Here is a 14,749-nt window from a genome sequence, read left to right as displayed (position 1 = left end):
GGGCTTGTATGGTTGACGCCTCGGCGAAGGGTAATCCCTGGAGGAAAGCGCGGATTCCCATTTGCACACGTCGGCAGCGAGACTGTCAATTTCAGGATTTTTGTGGACACATACGCCGACAGCCGACAGTCGGAGGCCGGCGCGCGGCGGGTGGCCGTGGGGAAAGCCTCTTACCGCAGCCGGAGGAAACGGAGGGGGCGGCTCGCCGGTAGCCGTTTATCACGCCTTCGCCACGCCGGGAGTGCGAACCTCTCGCAGGTCGGAAGGCACCGGCCCCGCCCACCATCCCAGTTACAGAACGCGTGACAGTGTGGCGACAGAGGTGGTCGCGAAGATTGCGAGCGCGGCGGAGGCGACAAGAACAGCAAGACGGCGCCGAACGACATCGGGACGCTTCGCGGATCTCATCTCTTCATATCTGACCCGGACGGGCGAAGGGTACGGTGATCGCTCGCGTAGCCCTCGCGCCCACAGCTGTGCGGGACTCCGCTGCGGTGTTCCCTAACCCCCGTAGCGGTAAGGGCCACGCCGGTGATGGAATCGCCAGCCATCACGACGGCGACGGCGCCAAGCCTGGCACGGCGACGACGGGAGCCGCGTCGCTCGCCGGTTACGGCATCAGAATGTGACGCATTTCGTTGCACTGTTCCTCCATTTTGTGAGTTCGTATTTGGGTGCTACCAGGAGGTCGTCCACACGCGGGGCCGAAGCACGAAGGGCCTCTGCGATCCACGCGTAAGGCACAGGCTCCTCGCCCGTACTGGGCGGGGTCTTGATCGCGACCACCAGGGACAGGCACCTGCCATGAGTGGCGTCGAACCGAGCCTCCTCCTGGAAGTCTTCGCGTCGAAGCTCCTCGACCATGAGGTAGGCGTGGGCAGCCGGTCACATGACTCAGCCGTGGACTGCCCGGCTCGATCCAGGCTTCGAGTTGGGTGGCGGTGGGTCCTCCGGCAGACGCGGTCGCATCGTCCGCAGCCGCTCGCGCTCCTCATCGGGCATCGAGACGAGTTGATACAGCTCGTTGTCGTCCACACCGCCACTATGGGATATCAAGTGACTTGAGACTCAAGCCCCCATCCGCCACCTGTCCTTGCAGCAGGCCAGTCCTCTGCGGGCACTACCGATCCGGTCGACGCCGACATCGAGGTTTCCCGGCGAGACCTGCTCGGCGGCCTCTTGCATGAGTACGCCCAGGTCGCATGAGGAGACACTCCCTCATCAACTGCGGCCTTTGCGAACGGCGAGCTCAGCGCCGACCTCGAGACCGGTTGGCTGATCGCGGCGACGATCGCTCTTGGGCACGCGGCTGATCAACATATCCACGACGGCGTAGTCGACTCACTCATCACAGCATCGCCTGCTGCACGGATCCGAGCGAACCTGACCAGCCGCCGAGCCTTCAAGCCACCGGACGGGCCACCGAAGGGCAGTCAGAGCGGCGGCGACGAAGGGCCTCGAACCCATCACACCGGGGGCGCACTCCCGTCACAGACCGATTCGCTCAGCCGGGTAAGACAACGACGTCTGGCGTAACTAAGGGAAGAGCCGGAGTTTCGTGTCGGCGAGCGACTGATACAGAGAGGCGTACCCAACCCATGAAGGCGATTGTGGTGACGGGCAGGAAGACCATCTGGCCTTCCTGCGGGCGCCCTTCCTGGAGGCCCGCGACCTGCTGCTGCGCAGGCGGACCGGCTGATCGGCGCGGCACGCCGGAGACGCATATCAACGCGGGCGCGATGCCGGCGCGACAGGTGGCGGGTTCCCGGGATCCACGGCTGTTGGGGCCAGCAGCCAGACCAGGGCGATCCGGCACACACGCAGGGGAAGCTCGTGACCGGTGGCACTGCCGGCGAGCGAGTGCCGATGCGCAAACTCGTCTCGATGCCCGATGAGGAGCGCGAGCGGCTCGTCGACGACTTCTGGAACGAGGTCGGCGAAGGCCTCGACGTACCCTCCGACTCGCCGCTCGTCTCGCCGGCGGCCAGATCACGCTCTGCCCCGCCCCGCCACGGCGCGAGCGTTCGCCGCCGCTGAGGACCCGCAGGTTGGCCCAGCCACGGCGCCCTCGCCGGCCACGGCGGCCAGCAGCGGGAACGCCGCCCTGGCGCAGAGGAAAGGACGAGTTCGGCGACTCGCCGTTGAGGATCTTGAAATGGGTGAGGACCTCCTGGCGTGGTGTGTATCGACCAAGAAACGCACCACCCGCCGGAGGTTCTCGTGCCCACCGTAACGCCCTGCTGACCGAACGAGGACGTCTTCGCCTGGCTCGCTGTGTCGTGGATGAGGGATGGCCGCTGCGGCGGGCCGCCGAGCGTTTCCAGGTCTCGCACACCACCGTGCGGCGCTGGGCCGAGCGCCGCACCGCCTTGCCGATCTGGCTGCACATGTACAACCATCACCGAGGACACACCGCACTGGACGGCCAACCACCCGCCAGCCGCGTCACCAACCTCATGAGACAGAACAACTAGCACAGGCAGCAGCCATCATCGATGGGAGCCGGGTCGAGCACACAACCCCGCCGTTCCTCGACGACATCCAAGACGCGGTGATCCGTGGCGTCCAGACTCGGCTTGGCTACGTCGACGGCGACGGCTCCGGAACAGAGCGGATTGTCCACGCGCTCGGCGTTGTCGCCAAAGGACCGACGTGGTACCTCGTCACTAACACTGACGCAGGTCGACGGACGTTCCGGATCGACCGCGTGTCATCCGTCGAGCCGACCGACGATCCCGTGCACCGACCCGAGGTTGGAGCTTCCACGATCGACGGCCGCATCGAGGTCGTGATCCGCGGCTACAACGAGTACGCGCTCGCGGGCGAGCTCGCCGGACTAGTCGAATGGCTCGAAGTGACCGACCCACCTGGTGAGCGGGACCACCTCACCTTGATCGGCAAGCGCTCATCGAGCGATACAGCTGAGACAGCCCCAACGATCCGCCATCCGGGACCTGTTGACCTGGGATATCGCGCCCGGAGGAGGTCAAATGGGAGATGAAGGGGGTAACCATGTCTGGACTGATCGTTGTAGGTGCCGACGGCTCGGTGGCCGCCACCGCCGCTGTGGCGTGGGCGGCCGATGACGCCCTCAGGATGCGTGCGCCGCTGCGCATCGTTACGGCGGTCCATCGCCGGCCGTATGACGCTTCGAGGCTCGCTGCCCCCGGCTTGCACGATGCCCTGACCGAGGCCGGGGGCGAAATCCTGGCGCAGGCCGAGGCCACCGTGCGTTCCCGGCAACCGGACGTCGAAGTCACCACCCAGCTCACCGAAGGCGACCCCGTGGCCGTGTTGCGCGACCAGGCCGAGGACGCCACCGAGATCGTCCTCGGCAGCGGAGGGCTCGGCGGGCACACCGGCACGGTGCTCGGTTCGGTGAGCATCCACGTGGCCGGGCACGTGCACTGCCCGGTCGTGGTGGTGTGCCCCGAACAGAATGTCCCGCATCGGGAGATCGTGGTGGGCATCGAGGACTCCGAAGCCGACGACGCCGCACTTGGCTACGGGTTCGAGCAGGCCAGGCTGCGCGGTAGCCGCCTGCGTGTGATCCACGCCTGGCAACTGCCGATTCATTCCTCCGGAATCTCCTACGACATGAACGAGGTCCGCGCCGCCCGGACCCAGGCCGTGGTGGACCGGCTCGCCCCGTGGCGCAAGCGGTACCCGCAGGTGCCCAACGTGGAGGATGTGCGCTGCGCCGATCCAGTCGAGGCCCTCGCCGACGCCTCCGCCCATTGCGACCTGATCGTGGTCGGCTCGCACGGGCGCGGTGCCATCCGTTCGATGCTGCTCGGCTCGGTCGGCCGCGGCGTTCTGCGCAACGCTTGCTGCGCTGTGGCGGTAGTCCGTACCTAGCTTGTCGCGGGTTAACTCGCCTGGGTCACGTTCCCGGCGTCCACGCCCTGGCGACGCTCGGATCGCGCAGGGTGGAAATGCGGAGATGAACCTCAGGTATCAGGCGCGGCTCGCGGCCGGTGCGACCGGCCAGCCATGTCGTCATCCTCAGCTGCCGCACCTTCGCCAGCGTGGCGAAACCTTCCCACTGCGTGATGTCGGCGCCGTATGCCTCAACGAAGGCGGCGTATTCGGCGGCGGTGTACCAGCTCACGACGTGGTAGTTCGCTACGACGACCAGGTCCCACTCGATGGGGCCGATGGCGAATCGTTCGAGGTCCAGCATGACGGTACGGTTGTCGGCGCTGCGGACGAGGTTCTTTCTGTGCGGGTCGCCATGGATGGCGCGCGGTGCATGAACGAAAGGCAGGGCATCGTACGCGGCCCGCAGCTCCTCCAAGAGGTCCAGCAGGAAGCGCTGGTCGCGCTCGTGAAGGCCGGTGGCGTCCCGGATGTGGGAGTCCTGGCGGTAGAACGGATCGAACATGGGCAGCATGCCGTCGGGCGGGGCGGGAAACGCATGCAGGTGCCGCAGTATCGCGCCGATGTCGGCCGGCCGCCCCTGCTGCAGAGCAGGGATCTCCTCCCAGAACGTGACCACCCGGCCGTCCGACAGCATCGGCTGGTCCACGACCACAGCCGATGGCCGGACCGCCGGCAGACCCTGCTCCGCTAGCCACTCGGCCACGCGAAGCTCCCGTCCAGCCATGGCCAGCGCCGTCATGCCCCACGCCACCCGGGCGACGACGCGTTCGAGCGGCAGCCTGAAGACGCCGTTGTCGCCCACGGGGCCGAGCAGCGTGGCACCCGACCAGTTCAGTCCCGTCTGCTCGCATGCGAGTTGGAGAGCGCGCAAAGCAGCCGCTGCGGTGAAGGACGCGGCCTGGCCATCGGTCGTCATGACGGAGGTTGAGGGGTGTGGGAGTTGGTCATCGCGTCCAGGATACGAGCGGGCCCATCGTCGAAGGCGGGGGAGGGACCTACTGGGTATGGCGTGCCGGACCCTGCCCCTGACCATCGGACGACATCCTCCAACACGACGGCCATGTCAGCCTCCGCCTCGGTGGCGCGAAGAGGAATCGGCCCCTGCGGAGCAGGACAGGGGCAGGCGATGCGCCGCCGAAGCCTGGCCCGGCGCGCCGCCGGACCCGTCCGTATCGCATGTGAGCACGCCCGCCATGCCAGCCGTCAGGCGCTCCCGTCCGGGGGGCCGGCGGTCGTGACGATGTCGCGATCGCGGGTCTCCGGGCCGAAAGCCAGTGCGATGAGCGTCACCACGGTCAGCGCCACCAGGTAGACCGCCACGGCCCACCAGTGCCCGGCCCAGGCGAGCAGGGCGGTGGCGACCAGGGGCAGGAATCCGCCGGCCAGCACCGAGCCCAGCTCGCGGGCGAACGCGAACCCGGACAGGCGGGTCCTGGTGTCGAACAGCTCCGCGAAGTACGCGGCCTGCGGGGCGAGCATGGCCGGGTAGAAGACGCCCAGCCCGACCGCGAAGCCGATCACGATCAGTGCCGGGGACAGGGTCTCCAGCAGCAGGAAGTACGGCGCCAGCCACAACACCGAGGCGATCGCGCCGCCCGCGTACACGGGCCTGCGGCCCACCCTGTCGGACAGCGCCGCCCACAGAGGAACCGCCACGACCTGCAACGCGGAGCCGATCACCACCGCCAGCAGAGTGAACGAGCGGTCGATGCCCAGCCGGTCCACCGCGTAAACCACGCCGAACACCGGGAACAGGTAGGCGAAGGAGTTCTCCGCGAAACGGGCGCCGATGACCACCAGGAAGCTGCGCGGGTGCTGCCGTAGCGCGGCCAGCACCGACCCCTTCGCGGCCGTCCCGGTCTTCTTCGCCTCCTCGAAGGCGGGTGTCTCATGGATGCGGCGCCGGATCAGGTAGCCGACCAGCAGGAGCAGCGCGCCCAGCAGGAACGGCACCCGCCAGCCCCACGAGCGGAACGCCGGTTCGGGGAGCAGCAGCATGAGCTGGAAGACGCCGGTGGACAGCAGGGTCGCCACCGCGAACCCGGTGGGCGCCCATGCGCCGGCGGCGCCGCGCCGCGACTGGTCGCCGTGCTCCACCGACAGCACGACCGCGCCCGCGTACTCGCCGCCCGCGGCGAAGCCCTGCACCAGCCGCAGCACGATCAGCAGCAGGGGCGCCCAGAAGCCGATCTGGTCGTAGGAGGGCAGGAAACCGATCAGCGTCGTGGCCGCGCCCATCAGCGTGATGGTCAGGACCAGCATCCGCTTGCGCCCGGCGCGGTCGCCCAGGTTGCCCAGGATGATGCCGCCGATCGGGCGGGCCATGAACCCGACGGCGTAGGTGGCGAACGCGGCCAGCGTGCCCACCAGCGGGTCGCCGGAGGGGAAGAACAGCTTGTTCAGGATGAGGGCGGCCGCCGTCCCGTAGATCAGGAAGTCGTACCACTCCAGGGTCGTGCCCACGAGGGCGGCGATGCCCGCGCGACGCGCTTGGCGCTTGTCGTGCGGGGTCGTGATTGTCACCATGGCCGTTTGTTCCTTAGGTGCTGGGGGGTTACTTGGCGGGGCGCCGGGTCACGGCGCCGCGCTGGATCGGGCCGACCAACTCGGCGTACTGGCCGAGCCATCCGCGCTCCGTCCCGGGCGCGTGGGAGGTGACGGGGCCCGCCTGGCGTACGGGGTCGGTGTCCACGGTGCGGGCGTCGAGGTCGATGGTGATGGGGTCGCCGTCGCGGACCCCGGCGAGCGGTCCGCCGTCGGCGGCCTCGGGCATGACCTGGCCGACGATCAGGCCGTGGTTGAGCCCTGACAGTTCGCCGTCGGTGACCACGGCCACCTGACCGCCGAGCCCGGCGCCGTTCAGGGCGGCGACGAAGTTGGCGGCGAAGACGGTGCCCGGACCGCCGCGTACGCCCATGCCGCGCAGCACGATCACCTGGCCCGGCCGGACAGTGCCGTCGCCCAGGCCCGCGATGGCCTCCCGCTCGCCGGCGAACACCTTGGCCGGGCCCTGGAATCTGCGCCTGGTCCCCGCGCCGACCCCGGCCAGCTTCACGATCGCGCCGTCGGGGGCCAGCGTGCCGCGCAGGATGAGCAGGCCCGGCTCGGGGGTGACCGGATCGTGCGGCTCACGCAGCACCATGCCGTCGGCGGGCCGGGCCACGGCGGCCAACTCCCCGACGGTCCGGCCGGAGACGGTGAGCGCGCCGGTGTGCAGGCGGGGCAGCAGCGTGCGCATGACGGTCTGTACGCCGCCCGCCTCGTCCAGGTCCCACACCTGATCCGGGCCGTTGGGCCGGATGGCGGCGAGTTGCACCGCGTCTCGTGCCCGCTCCTCGACCAGGTGGACGACGTCCAGGTCGAGGTCGGCCTCGGCGGCGATGGCGGCCAGGTGGCGCACGCAGTTGACCGATCCGCCGAGGGCGAGTGCGACCTCCACGGCGTTGCCGACCGCTTCGGCGGTCAGCACCTTACGGGCGCTCAGCCCTTCGTGCACCATCTCCACGATCCGCCGGCCCGCCTCCCGCGCCCGGGTCAGCATGCGCTCGGAGTTGGCCCGCGTCGGCGCCGAGCCCGGCATGGTCATGCCCAGGGCCTCGGCCAGGCAGTGCATGGTGTTGGCGGTCGCCAGCCCCGCGCAGACGCCCGGCCCGGTGATGCCGGCGTCGGCCAGCTCGCCCAGCTCCTGCACGGTCATGGTGCCGGCCGCGACGGCGCCCACCGACTCGTAGACAGTGTCGATGTCGACCGAGCAGCCCGCGAAGGTGCCGCCGCGCTGGTAGCCGCCGATCACCACGATGGACGGCAGGTCCAGCCGGGCCGCCGCCATCAGGTGGGCCGGGGTGGTCTTGTCACAGGAGGACAGGAACACCACCGCGTCCAGCACGGCTCCCTCGACCGCGGCCTCGACGTCGTTGACCACCAGGTCACGGGTGGGCATGAGGTAGCGGCCGTCACGGCCGGCGGTGGTGATGAAGTCGCTGGGGGCGGTGGTGCGGATCTCGAACGGCAGGCCGCCCGCCGCGCGTACGGCCTCGGCGACCAGGTCGGCCACGTCGTCGAGGTGGATGAAGCAGACCGAGAGCTTCGACGACGTGTTCACGATCGCGATCTTGGGCTTCTCCTGGTCCTCCAGGCTGATGCCCATGGCGCTCCACTGCGCCCGGCGCACCGCCCAACGCGAGGTGCCGGGGGTGAAGTTACTGCGCAGCGGGATCTTCGGGTGTTCGGTCACAGCGCGCTTCCGTTCTGTCTCATGGTGGATCGGACCCGCGCGCCTTCGACGCGGCGGTACGGTGTGCCCTCGTCGAGGGACAGGACAGTGGCCACCGCGGCGGCGTGGCCGTACTCGAAGCATTGGGCGGTCACCCGGGCCGAGGCGAGCGCTTCGTGCTGGGCGCTCAGGCAGCGCCCGGCCACGATGACGTTCTCGCCGGCCTCGGGGACCAGGGTGAGGTAGGGAACCTCGTAGTAGTCGTCGTCGAGCCAGTGCAGCCTGGGCCGCTCGCCGTCGTGCAGTTCGATCGGCCATGGGCTGCGCGCTATGCCGGAGGGGTCCTTGCGGCCGCTCACGACGGCGTCATTGGTCAGGGTGGCGGCGCCGGTGATCGTGCGGGTCTGCCGGACGCCCGCCTCCACGCCGGTGTCCACGACGTACGCGTCCTGGCAGCCGGGGAGGTCGCGGGCGATGAAGCGGGCGTACTCCCGGACCTGGCGCCGCCCGCGGATCTCGGCGTCGGTGAAGTCGGCGGGGTCGATCACGTTCAGCATCCGCCCGTCTGCGCCGGTCAGACGGGTCGCGTTGACCATGAGCTCGCCCGGGCGCGGGGTCGTGAAGATCCAGATCTTGTCCCGGGGGAGGTCGGCGCCGAGCTCTCTGGCCTGGCGGATGCGCTCGCTCACCCAGGGCGGGCTGATGGTGTCCTCGCCGTAGCCGGACAGGAAGGCGTCCACGTCCACGCCGCCGAGACGGAAGAACATGGTGGGGTTCTGGATCCGTCCTGCGTCGCCGAAGGTGTGCCGGCCGCCGGCGCGGGCCACCAGCGCGGCGTCGCCGGACGCGTCGATGGTGCGGGCGGCGTGCACGACACACGTCCCGGCGTTGGACGACAGCACCGCGCCCCGGTACGCATCGCCGTCCATCACCACACCGACGACCGAGGTGTGGAACAGCACGCGTACGCCGGCGGCGGCGAGCAGGGCGTCGGCCGTCTCCCGCCACACCAGCGGGTCGTGGGCGCTGGTCCAGGTCCTGCCGTAGCGCTGCGGCGGGGTCAGGCCGCCGCGTTCGGCCAGGCCCTGCCGGAAACGCTCGGTGAATCCCCAGACGACCTGCTCGGGCGATGAGCCGGCGCCGTTCGCGAGATACAGGCCGCACACGGTGCCGGACATGCCGGCCACGGCGGCGCCTCCCGCGAAGCCGTACTTCTCCACGAGCAGCACGCTCTTGCCGGCCTCCGCCGCCACCGTCGCCGCGGCCACGCCGGCCGCCCCTGCCCCGACCACGAGCACGTCCACCTCGGCCAGAACGGGGTAGTCGGCGTCGGGCGCCACCACGGCGGGCAATCGCCAATCGTCAACCGATATATTGGTCATATGCCGACGGTACATCACGACAGGGTATGATTGTCCAGTCCGAAATTTCTGCGGAAGACAACGAGGTCAGCGGATGCCTGAGCCGAACAAGACCACGCGGGCCTATGAGGCGATCGAGGGCATGATCACCTTCCAGGAGCTCGTGCCTGGATCGCTCATCTCCGAGGCCATGTTGATGGAACGCACCGGCCTGGGCCGCACGCCCGTGCGCGAGGCGCTGCAACGTCTGGCCCGGGAGCGCATGGTGGAGATCCACCCGAACCGGGGCGTGTTCGTCCCGCCCGCCTCAATCGAGGCCCAGCTCAAGTTGCTGGAGTTGCGGCGCAGCCTGGAAGCGCTGGCGGTCCGCCTCGCGACCCACCGGGCCCTGGCCGAGCAGAAGCGCCAGATGCAGGAGGTCATCGAGCATTTCCAGCACGGGGTGCCGGACGCGCGTGCCTTCGACGCGATACTGAAGCGGGCCCACGCCCTGATCGTGGAGGCCGCGCACAACGAATACCTGTCGGTGGCCATGGCTCCGCTGCAGGGGTTGTCGCGGCGGTTCTGGTTCGCGCACCTCCGCGATCCGGAGAGTGAACTGCGGGCGGCGTCACGGCTGCACGGGGACATCCTCGGTGCGATCTGCCACGGCGATGAGACGGAGGCGGTGACCGCCTCGACGCGGCTCAACGACTACCTGGTCGACTTCGCCTACGCCACCCTCAACCCTCCGGGCTAGTACGGTGACCGGCGACGCCCCCCGATATGGCGGGACGGTCAAGGGTCGGCCACAGGCGGAGGCGTGGATCTTTCTGGCGCTATGTGGCTCGTGTTCGCCGTGGCCAGGGTTTAGGTGTTAGCTCACTTCTCCAACACGCCCCTTCTCGCTGCCGGCGACGACGTTCGACGCGGCATTGGCGGCATTTGGTGAAGAGGTCGACGCAAGCGGGAGGCGATGGCCCTTCCGCCCGCTGGGCCGCTCGCGCGGGGCCTCGGCTCGGGCCTGGTTCCAGCACGAGCGGCAGAGACGATGCGCAGCAGGGCCGGCCGGCCACACCCGGCGCAGGGTCGCTCGTCACCGCAGTGCTTGTTGCGCCACAAGGTGCGGGCGGCGCAGCGTCACCCGTTCAAAATGCCCCAGGCCATGCAGTCGATGCAGCTGGCCGCGCTGCGGTCCGCGGAGTACGGCATCTCACGGAGGCGGGCAGCGAACGGCCGTCACGCTGGCGTGGTGTCACCACCGGCGCGTTCGAAGCCGCGGCGGCCCGGCCGGTCCGTCATGATCCCGATCTCTACAAGCAGCGCAACACGGTGGAACGGTGTGTCAATCGGATCAGAGAGTGCCGTGGACTGGCTTTCCGGTTCGACGAGACACCCAGCGGCTACCTGGCCGGCTTGCACATACGTGGAGCCATCATGTGGATCCGAAGCCTCCGGCCAGTTTGAAGATCCGAACTCCGTACAGGCTCACGCTGCTGCTCGGCCGCGCGTGCCCGATTGCCCTGCTCTTGCATTTGGTGGTGCCGGTCGGCGAGAAGTCATGGCTGCGGTTTCGAAGACATATCCGGTGCGGACCGAATACGGTGACCCATTGACGATCGCCCCGCCCGTAAGCCTCCCGGAGACTTTTCATGCGTACCGCAGCGGCAATCCTCTCCTTCGTGCTCGCCATCACCATCCTGCCCGCCCAGCCGGCCACCGCTGCCGTGTCGACCTCGCCGCTGCCGGGCGGCAGGACCACCTTTGTCGTCTCACAGGGTCATCTGAAGGCCGCCTCCCAGCAGAACTGGGTACGCCTGGGCAACTATCGCTTCGCCGCGAACGGCACGGTGAAGGCCGCCCTGTATCTGTGGTGGCAGCGGCATCCCAAGGCCAGACAGCGCACCGGTACCGTCCCCGATCCGAGCTGCACCACCAAGAAGGGCGGTGCTGTATCACGGCCCCGCGCCTGCGAGGTGCTCACCGCCGGGGGGTTCACCGGCGCCCCAGGGGAGAGCCGTACCGGGACGTACACCGTGGCGGGCGGCGTGCTCACCATCCGCTGGAAGATCGCCCAGACCTGGACGGAGCAGTGGTACGTACGGTCCTCGCCTGACGGCAAGCTGTCCCGCCTGGACCTCAAGCGGAGCACGCTGGCAACGCACGGGTACGGCTATGGCAGCAACGCCGCGATCAACACCCGGCGTGCGATGAGTTCGGTTAAGGCGTTCCCCGGCTCACTCAGGCAGGACCTGACGAGCTGGGCGGGCGGCAAGCTTGTCACCTCCGGCAATCAGCCGTTCGGCCACTCCGCCTTCCGCGCCTGCGCCGCCACCACCTCGTGCCTGACCTACCTGCAGCCGTCCTCGCGTGGCGCGTGCCAGAAGTCGGGCGGCTGCCCCAAGTACGGCGGCGGAACACGCCCCAACATCAGCTCCATCCAGTACTACCTCACGACGATCTCCAAGTCTGACCGCCGCGACACGCTGTGGCACTGGTGCACCTGTCTGGCGATGGAGCGCGGTGAGTTCTGCTACACCGGCAACTCCCACGTCAAACCGCTCATGCAGATCATCGACGACACGGGAGCCTTTCGCGGCTGGGTCGGTGCGGAAGCGTCCTTCTCGACCGGCGGCTCCCGGGCGGCGGACATGCTGGCAGTGCTGCGCATCTCCGACTTCCGCTGAGAGCGGTGGAGTCAACGTCGGCGCCGCGTCAGGCGGTGCGGCGGATGAGCAGGACGTGGTCGGTGACCTCGGCGGTGCGCCCGCCCGGTCCGGTCGCGATCCTGTGGGGCGTGTCAGCCCACACGCCATGCCGCCGGGTCCAGATCGATACCAGCAGCGACCTCTCGCGCGGCGTGGCGCAAGCGCGAGAGGTGGCTGGCGGGAGGGCACGGTGTAGTCAGTCTTCGCTTGCCGCCGAATCTGATCAGGGGTCATGCCGTTGTCCCCGGTCAGCATCGGGTGACGCGCGAGCCCGGCGGCGAAGGCTCGCCGGGTTGTGGGTATACCGCGCGTCAGGCCGGCGCTGGGCTGGTCGGTGCCGCCAGGTGCCGGGGATCGTCGCGGTGGAAAATCGCCAGGAGGGCGAACCAGACCAGGATCAGGATTCCGGCCGGGCGCAGGAATTCCTCAGCCAGATGGGTACCGACGAAGGAGTAGCCGGCGAGCCAGGCGCCGGTGATGACGCCGACCACACGAACCGGCCAGGAACGGCTGACCAGGGAACTCGCCACAATCCAGACGCCGGCGAGGACGTGGCCGCCGAGCCGGACCGCCCAAGCTGTGTCGTACTCGACTGCGTTGATCATCAGGATGCCGGCGAGTACGTCGAGCGCCACCCAGCCGTAGCCCGCGGCTTTGGCCCAGGGCGCCGCACCCAGGCGCGATACCAGAAAGAGGATCGAGAGGTGGAAGAAGACACCCAGGTATTCTCCCCACGCTACGTCTGGGTCCGAGAAGAAAGCGATCACGGCGGGGAGGAACAGGAGGAGGGGTAGTAGCGCCACCAGGCGCAGGCTGGCGTAGTGCCGCCGAGGATCGAGCATCGGAGACGTCCTTGTCCATCGAGCCGTTTGGTCGGGACGAACATTAGGAAGTAGGGTGTTGATATGTCAACCCTTGGGTCGGGTGAGGCGACCGAGCTGTGGCTGCGATGGAAACGCGCCCATGAGATGGTCCGTGCCGCGGTCATCGCCGAAACCACTGCGGCGTCCGGCGTCTCCGAGCCGGAACTGGGCGTCTTGGTCTGCCTGCACGAGTCCGGCGGGAGTCTGCGGCAAAACGCCCTCGCCGCCGCCCTCGGTTGGGATCGGACGCGGCTGTCGCACCTGCTGACCCGGATGACCAACCGCGGCTACGTGGCCCGCGACAAGGTTCCGAACGGGGTGGAGGTCGCGCTATGCCCGGCGGGCAGGCACGTGATCGACGCGACGTTGCCGACCCTGGAGATGGCCACCCGACGTCACCTGCTGGACCGGCTCGGCCCGGACAACGCCAAGACGCTCAAGGCCCTCATCGATCGCCTCCTGTCCGGCGAAGGAGTGGTAGCTGAGGCCGAGACCGGGGCATCCAATGCGGGGGCCAAGAGAGGCCCAGCGACAGATACTCAGCGTTACCTTGCGGCAGACCTGATCCCCTGACCCCTGCCCAGCGGCTACGGGGGGCGCAAACCGGTCGCCCGCGACGTTGAGCGCCACGGCGTTCCGCCCAGGTCATGACCCTTTAGGGCTTCCCCTAGGCTGTGCGAGCTCAAGTCATCAGAAGGGGAACGCGTGCGGCAGGGATGATCAGCCGTGCTCCTTCGCCTGGCCTACTTGACCGTCACGAACGCTTCTGCCGCGCTTCGGCTGCTGCCGATGGGCGATCGGGACAAGGATGTCGAGACACTTGCCCTGCGTCATCAGATCACCGTGCTGAAGCGGCAGCTCGGCGCTGATACCAGGGTGAGATTCACTCCAGAGGATCGAGCCTTTCTCGTCGCACTGCTGACCTCGCTGCCCCGCGAGATCCTGCGCCGGCTGCGGCTTCTCGTCCGCCCCATGACGCCCACCCACGGTCCGCTCCATCCGCGTTCTCATTCTGCGCCTGGTCCGGGAGAACCCTGGCTAGGGCTATCAGCGGGTGCACGGTGAACTCGCCACACTCGGCATCAAGGTCGCACCGTCCACGGCCTGGGAGATCAGGCAGGTCTTGATCCGGCGCCCGAGCGGGCGTCCAGCACCTGGGCCGACTTCCTGCGCTCGTGAGCCGACGCCCTGCCGGCTTGCGATTTCATCGAGACCGTCACGTTCAGTGGCCAGCGCCAGTACATCCTGGCTGTCATCGAGCACGCCACTCGGCGCGTCCGCGTGTTGGGCACCACCGCTCACCCGAGCGCGAACCGGGTGATCAAGGCGATGAAGAATCTCATGATGGATCTGGAAGACGCCGGCTGCCGGGCGCGATCCGAGACAGGGATGGGAAGTTCCCCGTCCAGATTCTCACTGACGCAGGCATCCAGACCGTACTCACCGGTATCCGGATACCCCGCATGAACTCCGTTATGGAACGCTGGGTGCAGTCCTGCCGCCACGAACTCCTCGACCGCTGCCTGATCTGGAACGAACGCCACCTGTGGCACGCCCTACGCGAGTACGAACACTTCTACAACCAGCATCGAGCCCATCAAGCCCTTGACCAAGCCGCCCCACTGCGCACCGTCCCGGAAACGGTCATGGACCCAGAGCGAATCACCGACCTGAACATAAGCCGACGAGACCGGCTCGGCGGTGTCCTCCACGAGTACTCACACGCCGCTTGAACCGCATGGA

13 protein-coding genes and 1 pseudogene are annotated in these 14,749 nt (G+C 68.6%); 8 read left to right on the top strand and 6 right to left on the bottom strand.

The window, feature by feature from the left end; translation table 11 throughout:
- Positions 1-1,833 precede the first annotated feature (1,833 nt).
- The 4 genes and pseudogenes from ACIBQX_RS35555 to ACIBQX_RS35540 all read left to right on the top strand — a co-directional run bounded on the left by ACIBQX_RS35555 (position 1,834) and on the right by ACIBQX_RS35540 (position 3,858).
- The gene (locus tag ACIBQX_RS35555; protein ID WP_397012894.1) at positions 1,834-2,037 is read left to right on the top strand and encodes a hypothetical protein; all 204 of its coding nucleotides are present in this window, start codon (positions 1,834-1,836) and stop codon (positions 2,035-2,037) included.
- A gap of 143 nt (positions 2,038-2,180) precedes the next feature.
- Positions 2,181-2,360 (top strand): annotated as a pseudogene (locus ACIBQX_RS35550) (helix-turn-helix domain-containing protein); the annotation flags it as partial.
- Complete coding sequence (locus tag ACIBQX_RS35545) at positions 2,291-3,001, top strand: helix-turn-helix transcriptional regulator (protein WP_397012401.1); 711 nt, start codon at positions 2,291-2,293, stop codon at positions 2,999-3,001. The pseudogene ACIBQX_RS35550 and the gene ACIBQX_RS35545, both read left to right, overlap by 70 nt.
- Positions 2,998-3,858, top strand: a complete 861-nt coding sequence (locus tag ACIBQX_RS35540) for a universal stress protein (RefSeq protein ID WP_397012399.1) — start codon at positions 2,998-3,000, stop codon at positions 3,856-3,858. Before ACIBQX_RS35545 ends, ACIBQX_RS35540 begins: the two co-directional genes overlap by 4 nt.
- Positions 3,859-3,883: 25 nt before the next feature.
- Here the strand turns inward: ACIBQX_RS35540 and ACIBQX_RS35535 are convergent, their stop codons facing one another.
- The 4 genes from ACIBQX_RS35535 to ACIBQX_RS35520 form a co-directional block, all read right to left on the bottom strand.
- Positions 3,884-4,798, bottom strand: coding sequence for a phosphotransferase family protein (locus tag ACIBQX_RS35535; RefSeq protein ID WP_397012398.1), 915 nt, complete (start codon positions 4,796-4,798; stop codon positions 3,884-3,886).
- A gap of 287 nt (positions 4,799-5,085) precedes the next feature.
- Positions 5,086-6,408 (bottom strand): MFS transporter, encoded by a 1,323-nt coding sequence (locus ACIBQX_RS35530; RefSeq protein ID WP_397012396.1) that lies wholly within the window; start codon positions 6,406-6,408, stop codon positions 5,086-5,088.
- A gap of 28 nt (positions 6,409-6,436) precedes the next feature.
- The gene (locus ACIBQX_RS35525; protein WP_397012394.1) at positions 6,437-8,116 is read right to left on the bottom strand and encodes a dihydroxy-acid dehydratase; all 1,680 of its coding nucleotides are present in this window, start codon (positions 8,114-8,116) and stop codon (positions 6,437-6,439) included.
- Positions 8,113-9,477, bottom strand: a complete 1,365-nt coding sequence (locus ACIBQX_RS35520) for an FAD-dependent oxidoreductase (protein WP_397012392.1) — start codon at positions 9,475-9,477, stop codon at positions 8,113-8,115. The genes ACIBQX_RS35525 and ACIBQX_RS35520 overlap by 4 nt, the downstream gene beginning before the upstream one ends.
- A 73-nt stretch (positions 9,478-9,550) precedes the next feature.
- Here ACIBQX_RS35520 and ACIBQX_RS35515 point away from each other — a divergent pair, with 73 nt between their 5' ends.
- Complete coding sequence (locus ACIBQX_RS35515; RefSeq protein WP_397012390.1) at positions 9,551-10,195, top strand: GntR family transcriptional regulator; 645 nt, start codon at positions 9,551-9,553, stop codon at positions 10,193-10,195.
- Between the two features lie 892 nt (positions 10,196-11,087).
- Positions 11,088-12,122, top strand: coding sequence for a hypothetical protein (locus ACIBQX_RS35510; protein WP_397012389.1), 1,035 nt, complete (start codon positions 11,088-11,090; stop codon positions 12,120-12,122).
- A 332-nt stretch (positions 12,123-12,454) separates the two neighbouring features.
- Here the strand turns inward: ACIBQX_RS35510 and ACIBQX_RS35505 are convergent, their stop codons facing one another.
- The gene (locus ACIBQX_RS35505; RefSeq protein ID WP_397012387.1) at positions 12,455-12,985 is read right to left on the bottom strand and encodes a hypothetical protein; all 531 of its coding nucleotides are present in this window, start codon (positions 12,983-12,985) and stop codon (positions 12,455-12,457) included.
- Positions 12,986-13,048: 63 nt separating this feature from the next.
- Between ACIBQX_RS35505 and ACIBQX_RS35500 the strand changes: the two genes are divergently transcribed.
- Positions 13,049-13,579, top strand: coding sequence for a MarR family winged helix-turn-helix transcriptional regulator (locus tag ACIBQX_RS35500; protein ID WP_397012385.1), 531 nt, complete (start codon positions 13,049-13,051; stop codon positions 13,577-13,579).
- 147 nt (positions 13,580-13,726) lie between these two features.
- Here the strand turns inward: ACIBQX_RS35500 and ACIBQX_RS35495 are convergent, their stop codons facing one another.
- Positions 13,727-14,005 (bottom strand): hypothetical protein, encoded by a 279-nt coding sequence (locus ACIBQX_RS35495; RefSeq protein WP_397012383.1) that lies wholly within the window; start codon positions 14,003-14,005, stop codon positions 13,727-13,729.
- A gap of 464 nt (positions 14,006-14,469) precedes the next feature.
- Between ACIBQX_RS35495 and ACIBQX_RS35490 the strand changes: the two genes are divergently transcribed.
- Positions 14,470-14,739, top strand: a complete 270-nt coding sequence (locus ACIBQX_RS35490; protein ID WP_397012381.1) for a hypothetical protein — start codon at positions 14,470-14,472, stop codon at positions 14,737-14,739.
- Positions 14,740-14,749 lie beyond the last annotated feature (10 nt).

This window comes from Nonomuraea sp. NPDC049714 (assembly GCF_044465295.1).
GTDB lineage: Bacteria > Actinomycetota > Actinomycetes > Streptosporangiales > Streptosporangiaceae > Nonomuraea.
Note: the sequence above shows the minus strand (reverse complement) of the source record. Positions and strands in the feature narration are given on the sequence as shown.

Excerpts from the sequence above, each read along its gene's own strand:
- ACIBQX_RS35500 (WP_397012385.1), top strand. The coding sequence starts at position 13,049 with ATGTCAACCCTTGGGTCGGGTGAGGCGACCGAGCTGTGGCTGCGATGG.
- ACIBQX_RS35515 (WP_397012390.1), top strand. The coding sequence starts at position 9,551 with ATGCCTGAGCCGAACAAGACCACGCGGGCCTATGAGGCGATCGAGGGC.
- ACIBQX_RS35505 (WP_397012387.1), bottom strand. The coding sequence starts at position 12,985 with ATGCTCGATCCTCGGCGGCACTACGCCAGCCTGCGCCTGGTGGCGCTA.
- ACIBQX_RS35540 (WP_397012399.1), top strand. The coding sequence starts at position 2,998 with ATGAAGGGGGTAACCATGTCTGGACTGATCGTTGTAGGTGCCGACGGC.
- ACIBQX_RS35545 (WP_397012401.1), top strand. The coding sequence starts at position 2,291 with ATGGCCGCTGCGGCGGGCCGCCGAGCGTTTCCAGGTCTCGCACACCAC.
- ACIBQX_RS35535 (WP_397012398.1), bottom strand. The coding sequence starts at position 4,798 with ATGACGACCGATGGCCAGGCCGCGTCCTTCACCGCAGCGGCTGCTTTG.
- ACIBQX_RS35510 (WP_397012389.1), top strand. The coding sequence starts at position 11,088 with ATGCGTACCGCAGCGGCAATCCTCTCCTTCGTGCTCGCCATCACCATC.
- ACIBQX_RS35520 (WP_397012392.1), bottom strand. The coding sequence starts at position 9,477 with ATGACCAATATATCGGTTGACGATTGGCGATTGCCCGCCGTGGTGGCG.
- ACIBQX_RS35495 (WP_397012383.1), bottom strand. The coding sequence starts at position 14,005 with ATGGAGCGGACCGTGGGTGGGCGTCATGGGGCGGACGAGAAGCCGCAG.
- ACIBQX_RS35490 (WP_397012381.1), top strand. The coding sequence starts at position 14,470 with ATGAACTCCGTTATGGAACGCTGGGTGCAGTCCTGCCGCCACGAACTC.
- ACIBQX_RS35530 (WP_397012396.1), bottom strand. The coding sequence starts at position 6,408 with ATGGTGACAATCACGACCCCGCACGACAAGCGCCAAGCGCGTCGCGCG.